Below are 24,346 nucleotides of genomic sequence, written 5' to 3'. Positions count from 1 at the left end.
ACCGCGCGTCAGCCGGCACGCAGCCGGGACACCTCACCCTCGACCAGGGCAGGATCGAGTTTCGTGAACACCGGGACCGGCGCCTCGAGCGGCGTTCCCGGCCGGATGCGACTGGTGCCCCAACGCGCCGCCCCCTGGTAGTCACCCATCAGCACCGTGTACCGCGTCCCGTCCTCGACGTCGCGCAGCTGCGGCATGCCGACCCAGGTTCCCGCTCCTCCGAGCAGCGCATGGACGCGGTTCGCCGCGGCCGGCACGAACGGCGTCAGGAGCGCATTGCAGTCCTGCACCGCCTGCAGCATCACGTGCAGCTGGGTCCCCATCCGCGCCCGATCGGTGTCGCGCAGGGTCCACGGAGCCTCTTGCGTGACGTACGCGTCGACGGCGGCGACGGTCTGCATCGCTCCGTTGAGCGCGGCCCGGTGCCGGTGCCGGTCGAGCAGCTCTCCAACGGTGTCGAACGCGTCGTTGACGGTCGTGAGCAGCTCGACGTCGGCCGGGGTGAAGGACTCCGCCTCCGGCACCGCGCCGAAGTTGCGGTGCGCCAGCGAAACGACCCGGTGGACCAGGTTCCCCCATCCGGCGACGAGCTCGTCGTTGGTGCGGCGGACGAACTCGGACCACGTGAAGTCGGTGTCCGACGTCTCCGGACCGCACGCCGCGAGGTAGTAGCGCAACGCGTCGGCGGAGTACCGCGACAGGACGTCGGTGACGTACACGGCGGCGTCGCGCGGCGCCGAGCCCTTGTGTCCCTGCATGGTGAGCACCTCGCTGGACACCACCTCCTGCGGCAGTTGCAGCAGTCCGTACGTGCCGCTTCGGCCACCCCGGTCACCGGTGCCGTTCTGGCCGAGCAGGATCGACGGCCACATGACGCTGTGGACCGCGATGTCGTCCTTGCCCATGAAGTAGCAGCCACGGGTGGCCGGGTCGTGCCACCATGCCCGCCACAGGTCCGGGTCACCGGTGCGCCGGGCCCATTCGACCGAGCCGGAGAGATAGCCGATCACCGTGTCGAACCACGTGCACAGGCGCTTGTCCGGCCGCCCCACCCACCCGTCGAGCGGGATCGGCACGCCCCAGTCGAGGTCACGGCTGATGGCCCTCGGTCTGAGGTCGTCGAGCAGGTCGAGCGTGCATTTCAGGACGTTGGAGCGCCATCCGTCACGGGACTGCAGCCAGCCGCCGAGGACCTCGGCGAAGGCCGGCAGGTCGAGGAAGAAGTGTTCGGTGCCGGCGAATGTCAGCGCCTCACCGGTGATGCTGCTCCGCGGGTCGATGAGGTCGGCCGGATCGAGCAGGTTGCCGCAGTGCCCGCACTGGTCGGCGCGGGCAGCCGGGGCGGCGCAGACCGGACAGGTCCCCTCGATGCAGCGGTCCGGCAGGGGTCGTCCGGTCGACGGTGAGATCGCGCCGGGCACGGTGCGCCGGCTGACGTAGCCGTTGTTCAGCAGCGACCGGAAGACCTGCTGCGTCACGGCGTAGTGGTTGCGTGTGGTGGTCCGGGTGAACAGGTCGAAGGACAGCCCCATCGCCTGGAGGTCCTCGGCGATCACCCGGCTGTAGCGGTCGGCAACCTGCCGCGGTGCGACGCCGTCCCGGTCGGCCTCGAGAAGGACGGCGGTGCCGTGCTCGCTGGTCCCGCTGATCATCAGCACCTGGTTGCCGGCCATGCGCTGATACCTGCTGAAGATGTCCGACGGCACCCCGAAGCCCGCGACGTGGCCGAGATGCCGGGGACCGCTCGCACCCGGCCAGGCAACGCCGGTGAACACGCGGCCGGGTCCGCCGGTCCGCCGGTCGGAGCTGCGGATCATCGGTGCTCCGCGGGCACGAACGCGACCGGGGCGCCGGCACCGGACAGGCCCTTGACGATGGCCTGCCCGATGCCGCCGGTGCCCCCCGACACCGGCGCAACCGCTCCGGACCTGCTGAGCTGGCCCCCTGCGTCCGGAGCGTTGCACAACCTCGGCTCGCCTGCGGTCATGCCGCCGCAGCCAGGCGCTCGTGATCGACGGTGCCGCAGGCGCCGCACCGCGCGAATCGGGCCGGTGCTGTCGCCATCGCAGTCCAATCTGCCGATGCACGGGAATCGAGATGCCGCAGGCCCCCGCCCCGATCGGCAGCGGGCCGGGAACCGCCCGCCACAGGGGCAAATCCCGGACCGCCGCCGCAGATACCTGCGCTGAGGGTCATGCTGCCGTGGTTCCCTGCAAACACCCTCCAAGATGTGGGTGATTTGCAGCGCGCAGTGCCCAGCACCACCGATCTCACTAGATATGGCACTGTCTTGAGGGTTCCGCCGTCACATCGACTAGATGTAGCGTTCCTCTCATGCGATGTCCGTTTTGTGGAAGCGATGCGACCCGCGTGAAAGACACACGTCGATGCAAGGGTGAGCTCGTCCGGAAGCGGGTCTGCGAGAAGTGCGGCGAGCGGTTCTCCACCGCGGAGCGGATCACGGCCGAATACCTTCAGGTCCGCAAGCGCGACGGCCGGACCGAGCCGTTCTCCAGGGCGAAGATCCGCAACGGCATCCTCAACGCGGCGGTCGGGTCGCAGCTGTCCGTCGCCGACGTCAACGCGTTCGTGGACGGCGTCGTGCAGCTGCTCAATCCCGACGCCCCCGATCTGCCCGTGAGCAGCAAGGACATCGGCGGCCTGGTGCTCAAGCAGCTCCGGTGCAACGCCGCCATCACCGACGTGACCTACATCCGGTTCGCGATGGTGTTCGAGAGCAAGGCGACGCCCGGCGGGCAGTGGAGCGCGGCCGAGGTGCGCGCGTGGCTCGAGCGGCAGTACGGGCCACCGCGGATCTCCGTGGCGGCCGGCACACCATCCGCGGTCGCCAAGACCAACGGCAAGGTCGAGCCGTTCCAGCCCGAGAAGCTGTCCCGCAGCATCGAGCTCGCCGCCGGTGCGGGAGCTGCCCGGCAGGGCCGCAGCCTGGCGCTCAACGTGACCTCGGCGGTGACCCGGGAGCTTGCCGGGCAGGCCCTGGTGACGTCGCAGCAGATCGCCGCCGAGGCGCTGAAGTCGCTCCGGGTGCTCGACCAGGCGAGCTATCTGCGCTATGCGTCGATCGTCAAACGCTACCGGTCGGTGGACGACTTCTGGTTCGACCTGCTGGCGCTGGAGGCGCCGCCGCGGGAGTCCGGCCGGATCGGCGCGGCCGGTCCGGCGCGGAACACGCAGGCGTAGGGCTCAGGGCCCGAAGTGGGCATAGGCCGCCCACATGCCGGGGTTGCGGCGGTACCGGCGGCGCATGCCACGGGTGACGTGGTGCATGGCCTGGGCCGGGCCGGCGCCCGCCGCCAGCTCCTCGTAGAACATCGCCGTGATCTCGGCGGCGTCCGCGTCGGCGACCCGCCACAACGTGCCGATGACGTGGGCGAAGCCGGCAAGCTGCAGCCCGGAGGCGATGTGCACCGACTCGTCCAGCAACACCATGCCACCGAACGCCGTCCCGCACGCGGACAGGTAGGCCAGGTGGCCGCGCGGGACGGTCAGCGCGGCAAGATCCCTGATCATGAGCGACTCCGCGTGCAGCTCCAGCCGCCCGTCGCTGGGATCGTCCGCTCCGGTGACGGCGTGGCAGGCGAAATGGGCGTGGGTCGCGCCGACCAGGCCGGCGCGCACCGCCGACGAGGTCGCCGCGGCGTCAAGCAGCGGCGCCACCCCGAAGCGCCGGGCCACCTCCCTGGCCTCCGCACCGGCACGGGGCAGCGGCGGCAGCCCCGCCGCCGTCTGCACCCCGACCACCACCGCGCTGACGCCGCCGTCGCCCGGTGACCGGCGCCGGCGCTGATGCAGCAGCGTCCGGACCGTCGGCGTGTAGGACGACACCACCCGTTCCGGAACGGCCGCCGCGTCGCCGGCGTCCGCGGGCTGCCGGCCCGCCGCGTGGATCGGCAGCAGCGCCAGCGGGCCGGTCGGCATCCACCAGACCCGCGGCCAGGCATCGCCGGATGGTGGCGGGCCGAGATGCCCCAGCCGGCGCAGCACCGGCTCGCAGATCGCATCCCAGAGCCAGGCAAGCACGGCGCCGCGGCGGTCGTTGGCCGCGAAACCGTCAGGATCCGCCGCGGCGGCCAGGAACCCGTTGATGTTGGCGAGGGCTTCGGCCGCGGTCACGTCAAGGTGGACCACGTCGATGCGGTCGCGGGTCAGCGTCAGGGCGGCCGACCCGATCTCGGTGATGTTGATCGCGACGATGACACCGTCCCCGGCCGCGTCGCGCATCTGCGCGGTGGTCGGCGGCAGGCCGAACCGGGTCAGACCCGGCAGCTGCCGGATCCGCTCCAGCAGCGCCGTCCAGGCCTGCGCCGCGGCGCGGCGCGCCGCGGCTTGACGGTCGGCGGCCGCCGGCGTCAACACACCGTGCCCGTCACCGGCAGGGTCGTTGAGCACGAGTCGCAGCTGCTCGAACTGCTCGAACAGGTCCGGGTGGCGGGCCTCGAGCTCGTCGACGTCGGCGCGGGTCTGCAGCGCCTGGCTGAGCAGGACTCCCCGGCCGGCCTCGAGCGCCGCCCAGGCGCCTTCAAGGTCCCCGAGGTGCGTGCGGACGGCGGCGGCCTCCGGCCCGAACCCGTTGAGCAGCTCGAGATGCCGCTGCCGGTCCGCCCGCACGAGCGTGTGGTCGACCAGCGCCGGCAGCAGCAGCCCGACGTCGGCCCAGGCGCGGTCGGCGGTCTCCCACCGTCCGGCGCGGCCGGCAAGGCGTGCCAGTGACCGGGCAAGACGCGCGCGCCGCACGATCGGCGCCGACTGCGCCGCCGCGCCTTCGGCGAACGCGGCCAGTGCCCGATCGAGGGTCGCCGGCTGCCCGTCCTGGGTGTACTGCAGCGAGAGGATCTCCGCGAGGTTGCCGATCCGGCCGGCCCGGTACAGGCTCGCCGCGTCGGTGGCGGCCACCGCCTCCTGCGCCGCGGCCGACGCCAGTGCCAGCGACCCCGGCTGCGGGTCGTGCTCCGAGCGCATCAGCAGGACCGCCGCCAGGTTGGAGGCGAACCTCGCCCGTTCGGGATGCGCGGTGTCGACCGCCACCAGCGCGCCGATCGCCAGCTCGACGGCGCGACCCAGGTCGTCGACGTCACCGGTCTCCCCGAACCAGGAGATCATGGCGTTGCTGAGGTTCGACAAGGTCGTGCCGCGCTCAGGGTGCGCGGCCGGGACGGCGGCGACCGCCGCCCGCCCTGCGACGACGGCCTCCTCGACGTCGGTGACCTGGCCATGGCGGGTGTACCGGTCGTTCAGGAACCCGCACAGATTCGTCAGGTAGCGACCGCGGTCCGGATCCGCCTCCGGCAGGCCGCGCCCGGCACGCGTGGCCTCCCGGGCGAACGTGATGGCCTGATCGAGGTCACCGGTCGCGCCCGCGTACTCGAACCGGCCGTGCAGTGCGTTGGCCAGATGTGCCAGATAGGCGGCGCGATAGACGTGCTGTGGCGGGGTCTCGCGCACGGCCTCACCCGCGTGCGTGACAGCCCGGTCGAGGTCGTCGGCGGCGCCGGTGCGCTCGAACCGCCGGCGCAGCAGGTTGCTCAGCCCCGACAGGCATCGCGGCCGGTCGGTGCTGCCGGGCGGCGATCCGGCGACCGCACGTTCCATCACGTCGACCGCACGGTGCAGGTCCTGGATCGCCCCGCGCGCCCCGAACCGCGCGTCGAGTGCCAGCGCCAGCGCCGACAGGATGACCGGACGGTCGGGATCGAGGTCGCCCACCGCAGCTGCGGCGGCGTCCGCGGCGTCGACCGCCGCATCCAGATCCGGCTGCGACCCGGTGGTCTCCGCCCTGTTGCGGAGCATCGAGGCGAGGTTCGACAGATATCCGGGTCGGCGCGGATGCCCTGGTCCGACCGCCTCGGCCGCCGCGCGCACGTGCTCGATCGCGGCGTCGAGATCCCGCTGGTCGCCGGTCGCGTCGAACCGATCGCGCAGCGCGGACGCGAGGTTGGACCGGTAGATGGCCAGGTCCGCTGCGGCCGGGTCCGAGCTGACCGCCTCGGTGCCGACCCGTATCGACCGTTCGAGGTCATCGACGGAGCCCGTTCGCAGGTACCGCAGCCGCAGCGCGTTTCCCAGATTGGACAGTCGCCCGCACCGGGCCGGGTCGTCGCGTGGGGTCAGCTCGACCGCGTCGGCGCCGAGCACGATCGAGGCGTCGAGGTCGGCCGCGTCCCCGTGCCGGTCGTAGCGGGTCTGCAGCGCCGTGCCCAGGCTCGACCGGTAGGCCGCCATGCGGGGATCGTCCGGCGCGCCGAGCGTGATCGCCTTCCGGCCGTACTCGACGGCGGCGGTCAGATCGTCGTCGCTGCCGCGTGCCTCGTACCTGGCCCGGAACGCGTTGCCGAGATTGCCCGCCGCCGCCGCTCGAACCGCGACGTCCGCGATGCTGACCGCGACGGTCCCCGCCCGCACCGCCGCGTCGAGTGCTTCGACGGCGCCGGTCATCGCGAACCGGGACTGCTGCGCGCTGCACAGGTTGATCAGGTAGATGGCGCGTTGTGGGTCGGCGCCGGCACCGGCGGCGGCCTCCAGCAGCCGGATCACCCGATCGAGGACTTCCGGCGTCCGCACTGCCCCGCCCGTCAGGTACCGCGCGGCCTCCGCACTCCAGCTGTCCGGGTCGTCGCCCGCCGGCGGCAGCTCGACCGCGAGCCCGGCGTGCAGGCTCCGCGGTACCTGATCCGGGGCGTGCGGAAACACGCGGCCGAACCAGTGGACGGCCTCGGCCAGGTCGGCCTCGTCCTCGCCCTCGGGCAGCTGCAGGTATCGCAACCAGTAGGCCACCGCGATCACGAGCGCCGTATCAAGATCGTCGCTCGGGGCGGTCGCGGCGAGCGCCCGGACGGCCACCAACGCGGCCGGGTCGAGGACGACGTCCGGGTCACCGGCACCGTCACCGGCACCGGCCAGCTCCAGCCATCGCCGCACGTCGTGCATGTGATGACCACCCTGTACGAGCCGGCTGCGGACTGTACGACCTTGCCCGACCTTCGGCGGGAACGTCAACCGCGGCCGACCGCCGACCGGATCGTGGACGGCACACGACAACGGAGGTAGTCCATGATCAGCCCATCCGCTGCGAACCCCGGTGGTTGGCGCGCCCGCATCCGGTCTGTGCTGACCGACGTCGACGCGCTGGACCTGCAGACCTCGCTGGCAGTCCTGCAGAGCGTCATGCTGCCCAGCAGCCAGTCGCAGGTCGTCTGCGCGCTGGCGGTGGTGTGGGGGTTCACCGCCGCGACGCGCCGCCGACGCGCCCATGGTGGCCGCGGCGAAGGCACTGCGGTACAACGGAGCGAGCCGACGTCGGCCGAGGAGGTGCCCGGTGCCGAGTGCGACGCCAGCGATGGAGCCGGAGCCGCTGAGAGTCGTTGACCGGGGCGACTTCACCCGGGAGCTCGGCCTCCTGCGCGACAGCGCCGGGCTGACCGTCCGCGACGTGGCCGCCCGCAGCGGCGTGCCGGCCAGCACCCTCGGCGGCTACTTCGCCGGCACGCACCTGCCCGGCCGCGGGGCGGTCGAGCAGTTCAAGAAGGTCCTGCTGACCTGCGGCGTCACGGACCGGCACGCAATCGGGCAATGGCTCCTGGCGTTGCGCCGGGCCCGGCGAGGCACCGCCGGCGCACCACCGGCGGTCCCGGCACCGGCGTACCCCGACGATCCCGCGAACGCAGCGCCTCCCGGCCCGGACACGGTCGCCGTGTCGACGCGGGCACCCACAGACCGTCTCGCCCGCCAGCCCGACATCCGCGGCCGTGACGCGCTGCTCACCGTCCTGGCGCGCACGCTCCAGCAGCCGCACCCACCCGACGTGCCGGTCCACGTGCACGTCCTGCACGGCCTCGGCGGATGCGGCAAAAGCACCGTCGCCCTCGCCGTGGCCCGCCTGGCCGAGCGCCTCGGTGTGCAGGTCTGGTGGGCGTCGGCCGGCGATCCCGGCGTGTTCCTGACGAGCATGCACGCCATCGCCGTCGACCTGGGCGCAACGCCGGATCAGTTGCGCGTCGGCAGCCTCCCGGACCAGGTCTGGCGGTTGCTCGCCAACCGGACCCTTCCCTGGCTGCTCGTCATCGACGACGCCGACGACCCCCGCCGGACCCTGAGCATCCCCGGGGCGCAGGTCTCCGACGGCAACGGATGGGTCCGCGCGGTGACGGCGCCGTACGGCGCGGTGATCGTCACGACCCGCGACGGTGGTGCGCAGACCTGGAGCGCGGGTGATCCACCATGGTTCACCCTGCATCCCGTGCAGGTGCTCGACCCGGACGACGGCGCCCTGGTGCTGCAGGAGCTGGCCGGTCCGGATGCCGGTTCGGCAGCGTCGGCGCGGCGGTTGTCGCAGCGGCTCGGCGGGCTGCCGCTCGCGCTCGGCATCGTCGGCCGCTACCTCGGTGAGACGGCGGCGATGCCGGCCGGCTTCACGGCGGTCAAGGAGGTCCGGACGTTCGAGGACTACCGTGCCGCCCTGGACGAGGGCAACCGCCGGCGGCTGCTCGACGACAACCTTGCCGGCGCCGGGCCGGCCGACCGCCGCAATCGTGAGGTGGTGGGCCTGACCTGGGAGCTGTCGCTGGACCTGCTGGCCGCACGCGGTGCGCGGTACGCCCGCCCGCTGCTGCGCCTGCTGTCCTGCTTCCGCCCGGCGGACGTGCCGCTCGGACTGCTCCGCGCGGACATCATGGCAAGGGTCGCGCCGTTCACCGGCATCACCGCCCGCCAGCTGTGGCGGACCGTCTGCGATCTGCTCGACATCGGCCTGCTCGACCGGCACCGCGATCCGGCCGACGACACCGCGGCCGACGCCCTTGTCCTGCATCCGCTGGTCCGTGACGCGTCGCGGGTCCATCACGACGTCGACGGCAATCCCGACACCTACCTCGAGCTGCTCGTCGAGCTCCTGCACGCCGCGGTGCGGGACCTCGACCCGAAGCACCCGTCGTCGTGGACCACCTGGTCGGCGGTTGCCGAGCACTGCGGCGCCCCGCTCGACCTGATCCACGACCGCCGGATCGAACCGCCCGGCCCTGCGCCCGACGTGCTGGAGCCGGCGCTGCTGGCGGTGCGATACCTGCGCGCCTCGGGGTTGCTGCATCGCGCCGAAGGCCAGGCCCGTGCGCTGGTCGCCCAGGGTGGCGCCGTCGTCGGCCGGGATCATCCCACCGTCCTGGCCCTGCGCCACGAACTCAGCCGGGTCCTGTACGACGCCGGGGAGTACAACCAGGCGAAGCGGGAGTTCCACAAGGTGCTGGAGGCGCAACGCCGCACGCTCGGCCCGCACCACCCGGACACCATGACCACCGCCCACTACCTGGCCCGGGTCCTGCGCGACCACGGGCAGCTCGGCGACGCCGAGCACCTGTTCCAGGAGGTGCTCGCATCACGCCGGCAGGTGCTGGGCGACACCCATCCCGACACCCTGACCAGCTTCAACAACGTGGCCGACCTGGCCCGCGGCCTCGGCCGGCTCGACGACGCCGAACGGCTCCTGAACCAGGTCCTCGAGGCCCGCCGCCGGCAGCTGGGTGACGATCATCCGGCCACCCTCGTCACGCTGTTCCACCTGGCCATGGTGTCCAACGACCGCGGTGACCTGGAGGCCGCCGAGGACCAGCTCCGGGCGCTGGCGACGACCGGCGCGCGGGTGCTCGGCGCCGAGCACCCGCGGACGTTGAGCGCGCTGCAGGCCCTCGCCGACGTGCGGCACGCCCGCGCAGACCTCCCCGAAGCCATGCGGTTGACCCGCGACGTCCTCGACCGGCGCACCCGGACCATCGGCCCGCAGCACCCGGCGACCCTGGCCTCCCACCGCAGGCTCGCACTCATCCAGCACGACCTGGGCGACGTCGAGAGCGCCCGCACCACGCTGCAGTGGGTCCTCGCCACCAGCCGGCGCATGCTCGGCCAGCACCATCCGGCGACCGCCCGCGTGGCGGCCGACCTGGACAGACTCGAGCCGGCGCGGTGACCCGACAACCCGCTCCGGCATCGGCCGCCGCCGCGTGTCGCCGCCGCGCGGCACGGGTGATCCGAGGCCGCGGATGAGCGGGGACCAACCGCCGCCGACCGCGGCGGACCTCCTCCGGCAGGCCGTCACCACCGGCGATCCGTCGCTCGCCGGCCGCGCCGTCGCCATGCTGCGAGCCGGCCGACCGGCGGACCCGGTCGCGCACGCGGCGAACCTCGGCGTGGCGCTCCTCGTGCGGTACGAACTGACCGGCGACACCGAGGCGTTGCGCGAGTCCGTCGACCTGTACCGGGCGGCGGTCGACGCGCGCCCGGACAGTTCGAGGTCGCGGACGAACCTCGGCCTCGCGTTGTACCGCACCTTCGAACACCACGACGACATCGACGCCCTCACCGAGGCCGTCGTCCATCTCCGCGAGGCGGTGGCACTGGTCGCTGACGACCACCCCCGCCGCGCGTCCTACCTGGCCAACCATGGACTGGCGCTGCTCGGGCTCGCTGAGCACACCGGACGCGACGCACCGGCCGAGGAAGCCGTCACCGTGCGCCGCCAGGCAGCCGCCGCCGAGCGCGACCCGGCCGCCAGGGCCGCGATGCTGTCCAACGTCAGCGCCGCACTGATGCTGCGCTTCCGCATCACCGCTGACCCGCGGCACCTCCGGGAAGCGGTGGCCGCGTCCCAGGAAGCGGTCCGCACGGTGCCGGTCGAGCACGCTTTCGCGCGGGGATGCCTGGCGGGCCTCGGTGACGCACTCGCCGCGTCGGCGTCGTTCGACGCCGACCCGGCGGCCGCCGTCGAGGCCATCGAGACGCTGCAGACCTCCGTGGACCGGCTCAGGCCCGACGACCCGGACGCGCCCCTGTTCCTGATGCAGCTGGCCGAGGCCCTCCGTGCCAGCTACGCCATCACCGGTGACACCCAGGCGTTGGACGCCTCGATCACCGCCCGCCGGGACGCCCTGCAGCGGACGCCGGAGTCCCACGCCCAGCGGGTCAGCCGCCAGGCCGATCTCGCCATGGCCCTGCGGAACAGGTTCGAGGCCCACCACGACACCGCGGACCTGCACGAGGCGAGGGCCCTGCTCGACCGGGTGCTGAGCACCGTGGGCGAACAGCACGTCGAGTGGCAGAAATGGCAGGGCGACATGGCCCACGTCCTGCACCGCCTCGGCATCGCCGAACGCGATCCGGCCCCGCTGGCGGAGGCGGCCGGGCGGCTCGGCGCCGCTGTCGCCGCCACCGGCCTGGATCACCGCGACGCCGTCATGCACCGCAGCAACCTCGGCGGCGTCCTGGTCAGCATCATCGAGCTGCGGTGGGACCAGGCGATGTACGACCGTGCGGTCGCCACCATGTCCGAGGCGATGGCGATCACCGCCGCCGGCACGCCCACGTGGGCAGAGCTGCACCTGAACCTCGGCCTGGCGTACGCGGCGAGCTGCCGGCACGCATGGAGCCGGGCGGCGTACCAGGACGGGATCGACGCGTTCGGCCAGGCGCTGCACACCCCGACCGCGCCGGCGGGAATCCGGTTGGCGGCCGGCCGGCACCTCGCCCAGCTGCACGAACACGGCGGGCACACGGCGGACGCGCTCGACACCTACTCGACCGCGCTGGCCCTGCTCGACCTCGCCGCCTGGCAAGGGTTGCGCCGCGACGACCAGGAACGCACCTTGGCGCTGTACGGCGGCCTCGGGCGCTCGGCCACGGCGTGCGCCGTCGCACACGGCGACGCCGGACGGGCCATCACGATGTCGGAGCAGGGGCGGGCAATCCTGCTCGGCCGTGCGCTGGACCGCCGGTCCCGCCATCGGCAGCTGGCGGCCCGCGAGCCGGACCTGGCGCGGGAGCTGCACGACGTGCTCGACGCCATCGAATCCGCACCGGCCGGCATCCCACTGCTCGAACGGCAACGCCTCGAGATGCAACGCGCCGGCGTGGTCGACCGGATCCGGTGCCGGCCCGGCTTCACCCGCTTCCTGCTCCCTCCCGACGCGGACCAGCTGCTGCGCGACATCCACGACGCGACGGTGGTCACCGTCAATGTGGCGCCGACCCGTTGTGACGCCCTGATCGCCGCCAACGGTGACCTCGACGTCGTGCATCTGCCGGACCTGACCCAGGACGAGTGCACCTCCCGGCTGCAGGCCTTTGCGCAGGCGGTGTCGGCCAACACCTGGCAGACCAACGAGGTGCTGTCGCAGACGCTGTCCTGGCTCTGGGACGCGGCCGTGGGCCCCATCGTGGCGGCCCTGCGCCTGCACGGGCCGGACGCGCACGTGCGGTGGATCCCGACCGGGCCGCTGAGCCTGCTCCCGGTGCACGCCGCGGGCCGGTACGACGACGCCGCTCAACCGTCAGCACTGGACCAGCTGGTGAGCTCCTACCTGCCCGCCATCCGGCCGCTGTCGGCCCATGCCGCGGACGGGTCGGCTCACGGCATGCCCGGTGCACGCCGCCCCGGCTCCACGCTCGTGGTCGGCGCCGACACCGAGGCGATGCCGTTGCCGGCCATGATCGCTGAGACCGCCATGGCCGCAGCACACGCGACGCCGCCGGTGGTCTCGCTGACGGGCCCGGCCGCGACCAAGGCCGCGGTCCTCGCCGAACTGCCGGCCGCCGGACGCCTGCACCTGGCCTGCCACGCGGTGACCGATCCGCGGCACCCGTCCGACAGTCATCTGCAGTTCGCCGACGACGTGCTCAGCGTGCGCGAGATCAGCGCCGGCCGCAGCACCGGAGGGGACCTGGCGTACCTGTCCGCATGCCAGACGGCAGCGGGCAGCCCGGGCCTGGCGGACGAGGCGATCCACATCGCGTCAGCCTTCCAGCTGGCCGGCTTCGACCACGTCATCGGCACGTTGTGGCGGGTGTCCGACCGGGCCGCCCTGGACGTCGCCACCGACTTCTACACCGCGCTCGCGGTCGCACCGCCACACCAGGCGCTCAGCATCGCGGTCCGGCAGCACCGCCGGCGATACCCGTCCAACCCGTCCGAGTGGGCGGCGTTCGTCCACTACGGCTCCCTGACGCAGGAGCGATCATGTCGCTGATCAAACGCATCGACGCCGCGCTCAGCGGCGGCGTCCCCGCCGTGACCGCCGGGGACGCACCGTACCTTCGCCGCCTGACCGAACTGGGCTGGACCGGCGGGGCACCGCGGCTCGCAGTGCTGCGCCGGGCCGTCGTCGACGTTGCCGACGAGCTGTACACGGCCGAGACCGAACCGCCGTCGGAGCTCCTGGAGTTCTCCGACGGCGCGTTCGACGTCATGTTCGACGCCGCCCACGAGCGGACCGTCCTGATCCACGGCCTGTCCCGGTCGACGCCACCGAAGAGCCGCGACGACGCCTACCACCGGGGCTTCCCGGCGCGGCCCGGATTCGACCGGGCCCACGGCATGGCACACGCGCACGGTGGCCGCGAGGGAGGCCCCAACTACTTTCCTCAGGATCCCCGGGTCAACCAGCGCGGGACGGCGACGGGAAACCTCTGGCGCGACATCGAGACGTTCCTCGCCGCGCATCCAGGCATCTACTGTTTCGTGAGAATGGCGTACCCGCCCCACGGCTCGACAGACGTCCCCCAGCGCGTCGAATACGGCGTCCTGGTGGACGACCAGTTCCGCGTCGTGGTGTTCCCGAACGCGTAGGCGGCGGCCGAGCTGACCCGTCACACGACGACGTTGTCGCCGTAGAGGGCCACGAGTCGCGCCGTGACGGCGTCCCGGCTTGATGGGCGGCCCTCGTCGGGGCTGTCGACGGTGTCCGACAGCAGCCAGTCACCGTCGGCGTTGCGGGCGGCGGCGAGGCCGACCTCCGGCTCGTTGTCCTTGCTCGACCGGAACACCGCTGCGGCTTCGCCTTGGCCTGCCGTGCACAGGTCGAGGAAACGGGTCAGCGGGGCGGCGAGTGACTCGGCCGGGTCGACGACCTCGACGCTGTAGATCCCCAGCTTCCCCGGGGAAACCACGAGCCGGGCGGTGGGGCCGCTGAACAGGTGTACCACGGCCGGCTGGCCCTCGATCCAGCCGGCGGCCTCCGACATCGTGTGCCACGTCGCCAATGCCGCGACGATCCCGAGGACCTGGTCGCCGGGGATGACATCGCCGCCGCGTTCCGTGCACAGGCCGCGGGTGAGCAGCGACGCCACGCCGGCCGCGGTGACGATGTCGCTCGCCGCCTCCGGTTGCAGGTCCAGCCGCGTGCGGACGGCGTCGATGGAGGCCTGGTTCGTCCCGGCGGCCGCGCGCAGCAGGAACTCGAGCTCGGCAAACGTGATCAACGTGCTTTCGGCCATGGCCGGGAACGCCCCTTCTGCTGTCACGAGCCGGCCTAGCGACCGAAGAGTTTCTTGGCGTTGTTGAAGCCGCCGGAGGCGATGCCCGCAACCGCCCCGCCGAGGTCCACCGCGGGTGCGAACGGCCCCAGGATCTGACGGACGGCCTGGCGTTCCACGGCGCCGCCGACGTCTTCCTTGAAGTCGTCGGAGACCTTGAAGTTCCAGTACGCCTCGAGGCCGGTCACGGCGACGTAGCCGCCGGCCCCGCCCGCGACGGCGCCCACCGGTCCGCCGATCAACCCACCCACGATCACCCCGCCGGCGATCGCGCCCGTTTCCAGGATCGGGAACAGCACGTCGGCGGCGACGTCCGCGGCGGCGATCTTCCGGCCCCGTTCGTCACCGGTGAAGACGGCGTGCACGTAGGACCCCAGATCGATGGCCCCGCCGACGACGTCGCCGACCAAGCCGGCGGTCTTCGCGACCTTGCCGAAGGTCTTGACCTTCTTCCAGTCGAGCTTCTCGACGGCGGTCGACACCCCGCCGGCCACCATGCCGAAGAGATCCTTGAATTCCTTCCAGCCCCAGCCGTTCTTGTCGACCGGTTTGCAAATGCCGCCGGGGTACGGCACGAGCCCGGCCCGACTGCCCGAGCCGTCGTCGCCGCTGGCGTAGCGCTGCTGCTGGGCGTTGCGCACGGCGACGGCACCGGCCCCGCGGGTGGCATCCGTCGCGTTGCGCAGCAGGCCCGAAAGGCGGTGCTGCCACAGGTCGCGGAAGTGCTGGCCGTCGTCGCCGTCCCAGTGCGCGCGGGCGACCGCGGAGGCGACCTCGTTGCGGATCATCTCGAGCCGGTCGGCTGCCTCCTGCATGCGGTGCCCGAGCCGTTCGAGTTCGTCGGCATCGGCTCCGGACATACGCGCCATGCAGTGCTCCTGTCCGCCATATCGGCCGAATCCGCCGCGACCGCTCGGCCGCCTTACCGTTTGCGCACGTCGGCGCCGCGGTGGGTGGTCGGCGCGGTCGACATTAGCCGTCGCGAAGCCCTTGTCACCCGGTTCCCCGGGACGTCAGCACCTTTGGATGCGACACGTCTGGCTGCGAGTCGGCGAAGGCTGACGGCTCGGTGGCTCCCGCCCGTGCGAGCGTCGTGCTCACCCGCCTGACCGCCTGGAAAGATCAACCGGATGGGAGGACCACGGGAGGAGTGCGGACAGGTCCGGTCGATGACTGGCGTGACCGCGGCTGGTCGACGCAGTCGGGAGGCAGGTCGAACCAGCGCAGCCGCTCGAATTCGGCCGGCACGTCAGCCCCCGCGGACACCGCCGGCGAGGCGTCGCCACCGTGGATCGGGTCCGTTGCGGCGAAGATCGCCCGCGCGTCGTCGAGGTACCGGTCCAGCGGGACCGCCGGCGCGGCGCCGAGCCCTGTACCGGGATGGCAGAGCGCGCCCGTCCCGTCATACGAGACGCCGGTCAGGCCGGGCGCCTGGGCGGGCCGGTCCCGGTGCGACCACAGGCCGCTGCGCGGGTCGAACCGGTAGCACGGCTGGAGCCGGGCGCCGTAGGTGGCAACCAGGTGGACCGCGGCGACGATGTACTCGAACGCCGCCTCCGACAGGTAGTAGCTGAAGCTGACCCGCGTCCAGCCCGGCTTGATCCCGGACCATCCGTCCACCGCCTGCGCGGCCAGCCGGCGGGCCCGGTCCGGGCCGATACGCAGCAGGTCGTGGCCGTACGGGCCGGCGCACGAGCACCCGCCCCGGCTCTGGATGCCGAACAGGTCGCTGAGCAGCGCGACCACCAGATTGTGGTGCAGCCGGCGCCCGTTCGGCCCGTGCACCACGAACGAGACGATCGGCAGCCGTTCGCCGTCCGGGTCGCCGAGCAGCTCGATGGACCGGTTCCGGCCCCACGACGTCAGCGCCCGACGGACGAAGCCGGTCTCGCGGCGGCCGATCACCTCGACGCCGACCGCGCGGTGCAGCTGGAACACCAGGCCGGCCCGGATGGATTCGACGATCGCGGGCGTGCCGCCCTCCTCACGGTGCACCGGGTCGTCCAGGTAGAACCGGTCGCCGGAGTCCACGTAGGCGATCGTGCCGCCGCCCGGCACGGTGGGCACGGGGTTGCGGACCAGGTCGCGCCGCACGACCAGGACGCCCGGGGTGCCGGGACCACCGGCGAACTTGTGGGGCGAGAGGAACATGGCGTCGCGTTGTCCCAGGGGGTACCGGCCGGTGCCGTTCATGGCGAGACCGACGTGCGGACCGGCGGCCGCGTAGTCCCAGCAGGCGATCGCCCCGTGCCGGTGCAGCAGGTCGCAGATCGCATCGACGTCGGCGAGCACGCCGCTGACGTTGGAGCCGGCCGAGAACGAGCCGATCCGCAGCGGCCGGTCCGCGTGCCGGCACAGTTCCGTCTCCAGCTGCGCGGGATCGATGCGGCCGGACGCGTCGGCCCCGATCCGCACGACGTCGGCGGTGCTCTCCCGCCAGAGCAGCTCGTTGGAATGGTGCTCGTACGGGCCGACGAACACGACCGGCCGCGCCGGTGGCTGCGTGGACCAGCCGGGCGACCGGGTCAGGATGCGCAACAGCTTGTCGATCGCGCTGGTCGCCCCGGAGCCGCAGAAGATCACGGCGTGCGCGTCATCGCCGCCGACCCCCTCCAGCACCAGTTGGCGCGCCTCCTCCCGGAGCTGGGTGGTCCGCCGCCCGGTCGCCGACGCTTCGGTGTGGGTGTTGGCGTACCAGGGAACGACCTGGTCGCGGAGGAAGTCCTCGATGAACGACAACGCCCTGCCGGAGGCGGTGTGGTCGGCGTAGACCAGCGGTCGCGGCCCGAACGGTCCTGGTATCGCGGCGCCGTCGCCGATGACGGCGTCGCGGATCCGGCGCAGCAGCGGAGTTTCATCGGCGGTCGGCTGCGGCTCGCTGCTGCGCTCGTCCATGGTGCGCTCCCGACAGGATGTGACGTGTACCGCATGGCACGTCCCGCCAGCCGAAACGGCACGGTGGAGTCGTCGATCCGACACATGTCCTCAACGGCGCAACGAGATCGCTGCGGGAGGGGTTGGCGCGGCGGAGCCGGGGAAGTGTGTCCTGCGCCCGCTCGTCGGGCCCTCTGAGTGAGCAGGGTGAGGTCCGAGGTGGGTCATGAGCATGCGCACCATGATCGCGGGTACGGTGCTCATCGCCGTCGTCGTCTCGGTCATCCTCGTGGGGCGATTGCACCGTTCAGATCTCGTGGGGCGACCGGATCATTCAGCTGAGGCAAGGGCACTGCAGCGAACCGGGTTCCACGTGGCCGACGGGCGTCTCTACGACGCCAACGGCAACGAGTTCGTCATGCGCGGTGTGGGCCACAGTTATGCCGTGTACCCGCAGCAGACGGCCCAGATGCTCAGTGACGTCAAGGCCATGGGTGCCAACACCGTCCGTGTCGAGGTGTCCACCGGGGTCACCGCGAAACGGGACGACGCCGCCGATGTCGCGCACCTGATCGGGCTGTGCCGGCGCAACCACGTCGTCTGCGTCCTGGTGGTCCACGACACCACGGGGTGGGGTTACCGCAAGGAAGCCATTCCGCAGGCGCGGGCGGTGGACTACTGGATCAGCGTTCGTCAGGCGCTGATCGGCCAGGAGAAGTACGCCATCATCAACGTCGCGAACGAACCCTACGTCCTCGACAACTTCCGCAGCTGGCCCGGTGACACGGTCGACTCGATCCGGCGGCTGCGCCGGGCGGGCATCCATCACACCCTCATGGTCGACGCGCCCGACTGGGGTCAGGACCTGTCCTTCACCATGCGGGACCACGCCGCCGGCGTCTTCGCCGGCGATCCGGATCGCAACACCGTCTTCTCCATTCACATGTACGGCGCCTTCTTCCGCGCCACCAACGTCCACGACTACTTCGGCCGGTATCTCCAGGCGAAGCTTCCCATCGCGGTGACCGAGTTCGCGTACACGCATCACGACGGCGACATCGACGAGGACGCGATCATGTCCGAGGCGCAGGCGGACCGCGTCGGCTATCTCGCCTGGTCCTGGAGCGGCAACAGCGGAGACGTCAGCAACCTCGACATGGTCGACCAGTTCAACGCCAAGTCGCTCACCTGGTGGGGCAAGCGGGTCTTCGACGGTCCCAACGGCATCCGGCAGACCTCCCACGAGGCGACCGTCTACCGGCCGTAGTGCAGGCGCGCACACCCCTGGGAGTCAGGCGCCGCCGGGGCGGACGACGATGCGGACGGGTTCGCAGTAGGCGATCTGGCCGAAGGCGCAGATCTTGGGCTGGCCCCAGAACTCCCCGGGTGGCGTCCCGACCGGGACGGCGACGGGGAACTCGACGCTCTGCGCGGACCCGGGCGCGATGGTGAAGCCCTGGGTCGGCTCGCTCGTCAGCGGCCAGATGTAGTGCGGGGTGATGAGCTGGGCGTGCCCCCGCAACGGGGTGCGCAGGTCGTGGCTCACCCGCACGCGGACGTGGCCGCTCGCCCCAGGGGTCAGCGTGAGCTCCCGGTTCTCGGCGCGCACGTGCAGCAGCGGCCCGGGCGCGGGCCCGCCCACGGGCACGACGAGGGCGTCCTGCAGCTCCTGCCCCCGGTGGGTGATGCTCGCCGCGACCGCGTACCAGCCGGGCTCGGCGTCGTCGGGAGCCGTGACGGTGACGGGCACGCCGACGTGGCCGCCCGCGGCGACGGTCACGTGACTCGACCGGGGGGTGGCGACCCATCCCTCCGGCGCACTGACGAGCAGCTCCCCGTCGTAGCCGGCGTCGGTGTCGTCGCAGACGACCTGCGCGCAGAACGCCGCGCCGCCGCCGGCTTCGCCGTCCGGCCGGAGGGTGAGCGCGACCGGCAGGTTGCCCATGGGCGCGGGGCCGCAGTTGTGCAGCCAGTACCGGGTGAACACGGGCTGCACGGGCTCTGCGCTCGCCGCGAGCACCGTCCCGCCACGCTCGGCGCGAGCCGGTGACAGGGCCAGCGACATGATCCGGTACCCCTCGACGTCGAACCGCAGCTCCCCGCCGTCGTGCTCGAGGGGCGCGCCGGGGCGGTCGAGCAGGTCGGCGGCGGTGGCCGAGGCGATACCGCCGGCGAGGCGGATCGCGACGCTGCCGGACCGGCCGTGGGGCTCGTAGCCGCGGACGATCAGGCCGTCGCACGCGTCGGCGGGCGCCGCGGAGCCGTTGGCGAGCGGCTCCCCCAGCGGCTTGACCGCGGTGACGACGAAGCTGTCGGCGGGCTCGACGCTCAACAAGGACCCGGTGGCCGGCAGCGCCCCGTCGCCGGCCGGCGCGGCGGTCGCGGCGAGCGGATGGTTGACGGACTGCCCGGCGGCGACGAACCCGGCGGCGCGCCATCCGCCGGCGCCGCTCACCAGGTGGTACTCGAAGCGCCTGCTGGTGTGGTGCTGGAAGCTGCGCCCGCCCGGTGCGTTGCGGTCCGGGAAGTTGATCGCGACTCCGGTGGGCCAGCCGGTGCACGCGCGGGCCAGCGACATGTTCAGCGTGCCGTCGGGCTCGACCGCGAAGCCGGGGGTGCCCCGGTTGAGCAGCGCGACGGCGTAGTCCGCGACGGCCGTCTCGCCGTGGTGCAGCGCGGACGGCTGCGTGACGTGCACGTCCGCGTCGCCGACGTCGTCGAGGAACTCGTCGAGGACCCGCCGTTCGGCGTCCGCGTCGCTGCCGGCGAGCAGCAGGACGGGCAGGTCCCGGATCGGGCGCACGTCGGCACCCGGCTGCCAGACCTCGCCGAGCGGCCGCTCGGCCGGGATCCAGAGGCGGGCCGTGCCGGTGGCCGCGAGCCGGGCGGCCAGTTCGGCGGCGAACGGCGCCGGCGCCCGGTCGAGCAGCTCGGCGACGAACGCGTTGCGCTGCGGGGTGCCGACCGCGACGCGGCAGTCGGGGAGGTTGGAGTCGGTGTCCAGCGCGCCGTAACGGTTTCCCGTCGCGCCCGTCACGGTGGCGGTGACACCCGCCCGCGCCAGGCCGACGGCGATCCGCCGGGTCGAGGGCAGACCCTCGTCGCCGTCGGGGACCACGATCTCGGCGATGGACACGGCTCGCGAACGCTCAGAACTCCCTGAGCGCTCCTGTGGGTCGTGCAGGTGGACGGTCAGTGCCGCGGCGAGACCGAACCACTGGTGTGCCGTGTTGTCCAGGGTACGGGGGTGCTCCGCCGCGTCGACGTCGAGCAGGGCGAAGCCCCGGCCGATGACGGCGGCCGCGGTCTCGCTGACGGGCATGCCGCCGGGGACGTCGCAGGGCATGCGCACCCGCAGGAGCTGGTCGGTGGCGGCGAACCCGTCGATGCCGGTGGCGAAGTCGATCCGGTCGATGCCGTACCACAGGGTGGTCTGCTGCGTGTAGCGACATCCGTCGATCTCCGCGGTGGCCGTGATGCGCTCGCCGATCGGGCAGCGTTCGACGGTGACAGTGGCCGCGGCGTCCGCGCTGCGCCAGGCGACGGCATGCGGGAGCAGGTGCCACGGGCCCTCGCCGAACTCGGGATGGTCGCGGTGTTCGGCGACGCAGACCAGCTCGTTGCCCACCCGGCCCGGCGGGAGGAGGTCCCGGCCGGCGGTGAGGTCGGTGATCTCGGTCAGGGCGCCACCCCTCGCGGGATCCGCACGCACCCGGTAGCGGTCGTTGGCGATGCCCGTGGCCTCGACGGGTTGCCAGGCGGACGCCGACAACGCAGTGGTGCCGGCCAGCAGGCGGTAGGTGCGGTAGCCCATTGACGGCACGTCGCGCGCGACCCACCGCAGCAGCGCCCGGCCCGGCCGGCCGTCGGCGGCGTGCGCGAGGATCTCGGTGAGGTGCGGGACCGGGACTCCGCCGTCGTCGGTGAGCGTGACACCCACGGCCGGGTCGAGGTCGATCTCCAGGCCGACGGTGTCCGTCCGGGGGTGCGCGAGGGGGTTGAACACGACGACCGCGGTGCCCTCCCCGCGGGTGTCGACGTGGCGGGCCAGGTGCCGGCGGGCCGAGCTGTCCACGTCGGCGGCCAGGTCGTGCGCCTCGCGCCAGCCGGCGACCAGGTCGAGGTACACCTGGTCGGACTGGGTGCCGGTGACGGCGTCGTGGTGCGCGCCGAACAGCAGCAGCCGCCACGCCTTGTCGACGGCCGCGGCGGGGTAGGCCGCGCCGTGCAGCGCGGCGAAGGTGGCCCACTTCTCGGCGTCCAGCAGCAGCGTCTCCGCCAGGCGGTGAGCCTGCTTGGTGTCGATCGCGGTGACGTCCTTGCCGGTGTAGATCGGGTTCATGTCGCGGGTCTGCGGCGTGGCGTGCACTCCCCGCGCGGCGAGCTCGTCCCGAACGGCGGCGAAGAAGTCGCGTGGCAGGCCGTACCGCAGCCGCACCTGTGGGTACCGCTCGTCCCAGGCCGCGCGCAGCTCGGTGACCCAGCGCATGGGAGGGCTGAAGTCGCTGCCCATCGGGATCATGACGTTGCGGGTCGCGGCGGCCGGGCGCAGCTGGGTGAACAGCTCGTGCAGCTCCGCCGCCGCGGTCTGCGGGTCCTTGGCGGCGTCGAGGCTGAAGCCGGCCGAGTAGTGGCCGGCCATGTAGTGGGTGAGCAGGCCGTCTCCGCCGGGCGACACCCACTCGAACTCGGTGGGGAACTGGGTCGGCGCGAACGGCTTGCGGTGCTCGCGGATGTTCCAGCTGGTCAGCATGGGCCCCCACTGGTGGTAGGGGCCGCGGGCGAAGGCGATCGAGGTCAGCCCGGCGCCGGCCATGACCTGCGCGAACTGCGGATCGTGGCCGAACACGTCCAGTTGCCACGCGGTGGACGGGACGCCTCCGACGACGTGCCGCTGAAACCCGGTGCCGTGTACGGCGTTGCGGATCGTCGTCTCGATGCCGGTGAGGTTGGTGTTGGGCTCGTTGTAGGTGCCACCGACCAGCTCCAGGCGGCCGTCCGCGATCAGTCGCCGGATGAACTCGCGGTCCTCGGGATACGTGTCCCAGTAGGGCTTGAGGTAGTCGACCTCGGCGAGGACGACGCTGTACTGCGGATCCTCGCGGATCTTCGCCAGGTGCGCCTTGACGAGGCTGAACGCGCTGTGCCCGGGCCAGGCGTAGCGCGCCTCGCCCGCGTCGGAGGCGGTCTGGTCCTGCGGTTGATCCCAGGTCTGGGTGTACGCGGACTGGGTGTTCCACCACACCGGGTCGTAGTGGAAGTGCGGGATGAGCCAGACGGTCCAGGTCACGCCTTCACCGCCCCCTGCATGATCCCGCCGATGATCTGCTTGCCGAGGAAGAGGAACACCAGCAGCACGGGTGCCGTGCTGATCAGGGTTCCCGCGAGCACCAGCGAGTAGTCCATGTAGTAGCCACCGGCCAGTGTGGACAGTGCGACCTGGGTGGTCGGGTTGCCCTGGCCCAGGGCTAGCAGCGGCCAGAAGAAGTCGTTCCAGGCGTTCATGAAGGTGAACAGCGCGAGCACCGCGGCGACGGGTCGCGCCGCCGGCAGCACGACGTGCCAGTACAGCCGGTGCGTCGAGCATCCGTCGATCCGGCCGGCCTCCAGCAGCGCGTCGGGCAGCGCCTCGGAGAGGTACTGGCGCATCAGGAAGACGCCGAACGCGGAGGTGGCCGCCGGGACGATGACCGCCTGCAGGTGCCCGGTCCAGCCCAGCCACTGCGACATCATGATGTACAGCGGGATGATGCCCAGCTGGGCCGGCACCATCATCGTCACGAGCAGGAACCCGAGCAGGGCGTTCTTGCCGCGGAACCGCAGCTTCGCGAACGCGAAACCGGCCAGCGTGCTGGTGAGCACGACGGAGACCGTGATGGCGGTCGCGACGATCATCGAGTTGAGCAGGGCGAGACCGAAGTTCGCCTGGAGGTACGCCCGCTGCAGGTTCTCCCACAGATGGCTGCCGGGCAGCAGCCGGGGCGGCCAGCTGCCCGCCGCGGAGTTGTCGTTGGACGCCGCGACCAGCGACCAGTACAGCGGGAACGCCGACACCGCGGCGATGAGCCCCAGCAGCAGGTAGATCCTCGTTCCGGCGCGGCGCTGGCCCGGCGCGGCAGGCTGCCCGCGGCCGCGGCGGGCGCCGGTCATGGCACGGGAGACCGGTATCAGGGTCGTCATGAGGAGCTCCGAATGCGTCGGGACAGCAGGTAGTTCGCGCCGACCGCCAGCACGATGATCATGAACATGGCCCAGGAGACGGTGGCGGCGTAGGAGTACTTGCCGTGGGTCCAGAACTGCTCGTACACGTACATGGCGAGGGTCTGGAACTGGCGGGAGTCGCCGCCGGTCGGGCTCATCCCCGGGTTGAACATCAGCGGTTCGGTGAACAGCTGGATCGTGCCGATGGTCGACATGATCACGCTGAAGATGATGGTCGGGCGCAGCGCCGGGACGGTGATGGTCTTGAACTTCTGGAACTGGCTGGCGCCGTCGAGGTCCGCCGCCTCGTAGAGGTCGTCCGACACGGCCTGCAGCGCGGCGAGGTAGATCAGGGCGTTGTAGCCGGTCCAGCGCCAGGTCAGGATGACGGCGAGCGCCAGCCACGACTGCCAGGTGCCCGACTGCCAGTCGACCTTGCCCAGGCCGACCAGGCTGAGCACCCAGTTGATCACGCCGAGGTCCCGCCCGAACAGCTGGGCGAAGATCACTCCGACGGCGGCCACCGAGGTGATGTTGGGCAGCAGGACGCCCATCCGCAGCAGGGTGCGGCCGCGCATCTTGCGCTGCAGCAGGTGGGCGATCCACATGGCGAGCAGCAGCTGCGGCACGGTGCTCAGCACGCCGATCGCGGCGGTGTTGCGCAGCGCGTTCCAGAAGAAGTCGTCGTGGATGAGCCGCTCGAAGTTGCCCAGCCCGACGAAGGTGTGGTCGCTGCCGGGGATGTCGCGGTTCCACTGGGTGACCGCCATCCAGCCGGTGTACAGCAGCGGGAACAGCCCGAACGCCGCGAACACCACGAAGAACGGTGCGATGTAGAGGTACGGCGTGCCACCCACGTCGAACCTGCGGCGCAGGTGCGACCATCGCTCGACCTTGACCGGTTCGGTGTTCCGCGGCTCGCTCAACGCCGGCGGAGGTGCGATTACTGCCATCTGGCTCG

Annotated in this window: 14 protein-coding genes; 6 read left to right on the top strand and 8 right to left on the bottom strand. The window is 72.2% G+C overall.

Annotation, left to right across the window (positions count from 1 at the left end):
• Window positions 1-8 precede the first annotated feature (8 nt).
• Window positions 9-1,817 carry a methionine--tRNA ligase gene (gene metG / locus AB0K00_RS09695; RefSeq protein ID WP_363518064.1) on the bottom strand — a complete coding sequence of 603 codons (1,809 nt, stop codon included), beginning with the start codon at window positions 1,815-1,817 and terminating at the stop codon, window positions 9-11.
• Window positions 1,818-2,370: 553 nt separating this feature from the next.
• Between metG and AB0K00_RS09690 the strand changes: the two genes are divergently transcribed.
• The gene (locus AB0K00_RS09690) at window positions 2,371-3,201 is read left to right on the top strand and encodes an ATP cone domain-containing protein (protein WP_363518062.1); all 831 of its coding nucleotides are present in this window, start codon (window positions 2,371-2,373) and stop codon (window positions 3,199-3,201) included.
• 3 nt (window positions 3,202-3,204) lie between these two features.
• Here AB0K00_RS09690 and AB0K00_RS09685 read toward each other — a convergent pair whose 3' ends face one another.
• Window positions 3,205-6,945 (bottom strand): CHAT domain-containing protein, encoded by a 3,741-nt coding sequence (locus AB0K00_RS09685; RefSeq protein WP_363518060.1) that lies wholly within the window; start codon window positions 6,943-6,945, stop codon window positions 3,205-3,207.
• 123 nt (window positions 6,946-7,068) lie between these two features.
• Between AB0K00_RS09685 and AB0K00_RS09680 the strand changes: the two genes are divergently transcribed.
• The 4 genes from AB0K00_RS09680 (at window position 7,069) to AB0K00_RS09665 (ending at window position 13,624) form a co-directional block, all read left to right on the top strand.
• A complete protein-coding gene (locus AB0K00_RS09680; RefSeq protein ID WP_363518058.1) occupies window positions 7,069-7,383 on the top strand; it encodes a hypothetical protein in 315 nt (104 codons plus the stop codon).
• On the top strand, window positions 7,334-9,973 hold the full coding sequence (locus tag AB0K00_RS09675) for a tetratricopeptide repeat protein (protein WP_363518056.1): 2,640 nt from the start codon (window positions 7,334-7,336) through the stop codon (window positions 9,971-9,973). Before AB0K00_RS09680 ends, AB0K00_RS09675 begins: the two co-directional genes overlap by 50 nt.
• Before the next feature lie 73 nt (window positions 9,974-10,046).
• A complete protein-coding gene (locus AB0K00_RS09670; RefSeq protein ID WP_363518054.1) occupies window positions 10,047-13,025 on the top strand; it encodes a CHAT domain-containing protein in 2,979 nt (992 codons plus the stop codon).
• Complete coding sequence (locus AB0K00_RS09665) at window positions 13,016-13,624, top strand: hypothetical protein (RefSeq protein WP_363518052.1); 609 nt, start codon at window positions 13,016-13,018, stop codon at window positions 13,622-13,624. The genes AB0K00_RS09670 and AB0K00_RS09665 overlap by 10 nt, the downstream gene beginning before the upstream one ends.
• Before the next feature lie 20 nt (window positions 13,625-13,644).
• On the opposite strand, the gene AB0K00_RS09660 is transcribed toward AB0K00_RS09665, so the two are convergent.
• From AB0K00_RS09660 to AB0K00_RS09650, 3 genes are all read right to left on the bottom strand, one after another.
• Entirely contained in the window at window positions 13,645-14,271 is a 627-nt protein-coding gene (locus AB0K00_RS09660) for a hypothetical protein (protein WP_363518050.1), read from the bottom strand.
• Window positions 14,272-14,306: 35 nt separating this feature from the next.
• Window positions 14,307-15,170, bottom strand: a complete 864-nt coding sequence (locus AB0K00_RS09655) for a hypothetical protein (protein WP_363518048.1) — start codon at window positions 15,168-15,170, stop codon at window positions 14,307-14,309.
• Between the two features lie 262 nt (window positions 15,171-15,432).
• Window positions 15,433-17,205, bottom strand: coding sequence for an aminotransferase class V-fold PLP-dependent enzyme (locus AB0K00_RS09650; protein ID WP_363518046.1), 1,773 nt, complete (start codon window positions 17,203-17,205; stop codon window positions 15,433-15,435).
• A gap of 205 nt (window positions 17,206-17,410) precedes the next feature.
• On the opposite strand from AB0K00_RS09650, the gene AB0K00_RS09645 reads away from it, so the two are divergent.
• On the top strand, window positions 17,411-18,451 hold the full coding sequence (locus AB0K00_RS09645) for a cellulase family glycosylhydrolase (RefSeq protein ID WP_363518044.1): 1,041 nt from the start codon (window positions 17,411-17,413) through the stop codon (window positions 18,449-18,451).
• Window positions 18,452-18,475: 24 nt separating this feature from the next.
• On the opposite strand, the gene AB0K00_RS09640 is transcribed toward AB0K00_RS09645, so the two are convergent.
• From AB0K00_RS09640 to AB0K00_RS09630, 3 genes are read right to left on the bottom strand one after another with little or no spacing between them, the layout of a single operon-like run.
• Window positions 18,476-22,474 carry a glycoside hydrolase family 38 C-terminal domain-containing protein gene (locus AB0K00_RS09640; RefSeq protein ID WP_363518042.1) on the bottom strand — a complete coding sequence of 1,333 codons (3,999 nt, stop codon included), beginning with the start codon at window positions 22,472-22,474 and terminating at the stop codon, window positions 18,476-18,478.
• Window positions 22,471-23,364 (bottom strand): carbohydrate ABC transporter permease, encoded by an 894-nt coding sequence (locus tag AB0K00_RS09635; protein ID WP_363518040.1) that lies wholly within the window; start codon window positions 23,362-23,364, stop codon window positions 22,471-22,473. The genes AB0K00_RS09640 and AB0K00_RS09635 overlap by 4 nt, the downstream gene beginning before the upstream one ends.
• Window positions 23,361-24,338: a sugar ABC transporter permease gene (locus AB0K00_RS09630; protein WP_363518038.1), complete on the bottom strand. Its 978-nt coding sequence runs from the start codon at window positions 24,336-24,338 to the stop codon at window positions 23,361-23,363. Before AB0K00_RS09630 ends, AB0K00_RS09635 begins: the two co-directional genes overlap by 4 nt.
• Between the last annotated feature and the right edge of the window lie 8 nt (window positions 24,339-24,346).

Origin of the sequence: Dactylosporangium sp. NPDC049525 (genome assembly GCF_040676755.1) — a bacterium.
Classification (GTDB): domain Bacteria; phylum Actinomycetota; class Actinomycetes; order Mycobacteriales; family Micromonosporaceae; genus Dactylosporangium.
The sequence above is the reverse complement of the archived record's forward strand: the minus strand, read 5'-3'. Positions and strand labels throughout refer to the sequence as shown.

Excerpts from the sequence above, each read along its gene's own strand:
- metG (WP_363518064.1), bottom strand. The coding sequence starts at position 1,817 with ATGATCCGCAGCTCCGACCGGCGGACCGGCGGACCCGGCCGCGTGTTC.
- AB0K00_RS09685 (WP_363518060.1), bottom strand. The coding sequence starts at position 6,945 with ATGCACGACGTGCGGCGATGGCTGGAGCTGGCCGGTGCCGGTGACGGT.
- AB0K00_RS09680 (WP_363518058.1), top strand. The coding sequence starts at position 7,069 with ATGATCAGCCCATCCGCTGCGAACCCCGGTGGTTGGCGCGCCCGCATC.
- AB0K00_RS09670 (WP_363518054.1), top strand. The coding sequence starts at position 10,047 with ATGAGCGGGGACCAACCGCCGCCGACCGCGGCGGACCTCCTCCGGCAG.
- AB0K00_RS09665 (WP_363518052.1), top strand. The coding sequence starts at position 13,016 with ATGTCGCTGATCAAACGCATCGACGCCGCGCTCAGCGGCGGCGTCCCC.
- AB0K00_RS09660 (WP_363518050.1), bottom strand. The coding sequence starts at position 14,271 with ATGGCCGAAAGCACGTTGATCACGTTTGCCGAGCTCGAGTTCCTGCTG.
- AB0K00_RS09655 (WP_363518048.1), bottom strand. The coding sequence starts at position 15,170 with ATGTCCGGAGCCGATGCCGACGAACTCGAACGGCTCGGGCACCGCATG.
- AB0K00_RS09650 (WP_363518046.1), bottom strand. The coding sequence starts at position 17,205 with ATGGACGAGCGCAGCAGCGAGCCGCAGCCGACCGCCGATGAAACTCCG.
- AB0K00_RS09645 (WP_363518044.1), top strand. The coding sequence starts at position 17,411 with ATGAGCATGCGCACCATGATCGCGGGTACGGTGCTCATCGCCGTCGTC.
- AB0K00_RS09635 (WP_363518040.1), bottom strand. The coding sequence starts at position 23,364 with ATGACGACCCTGATACCGGTCTCCCGTGCCATGACCGGCGCCCGCCGC.
- AB0K00_RS09630 (WP_363518038.1), bottom strand. The coding sequence starts at position 24,338 with ATGGCAGTAATCGCACCTCCGCCGGCGTTGAGCGAGCCGCGGAACACC.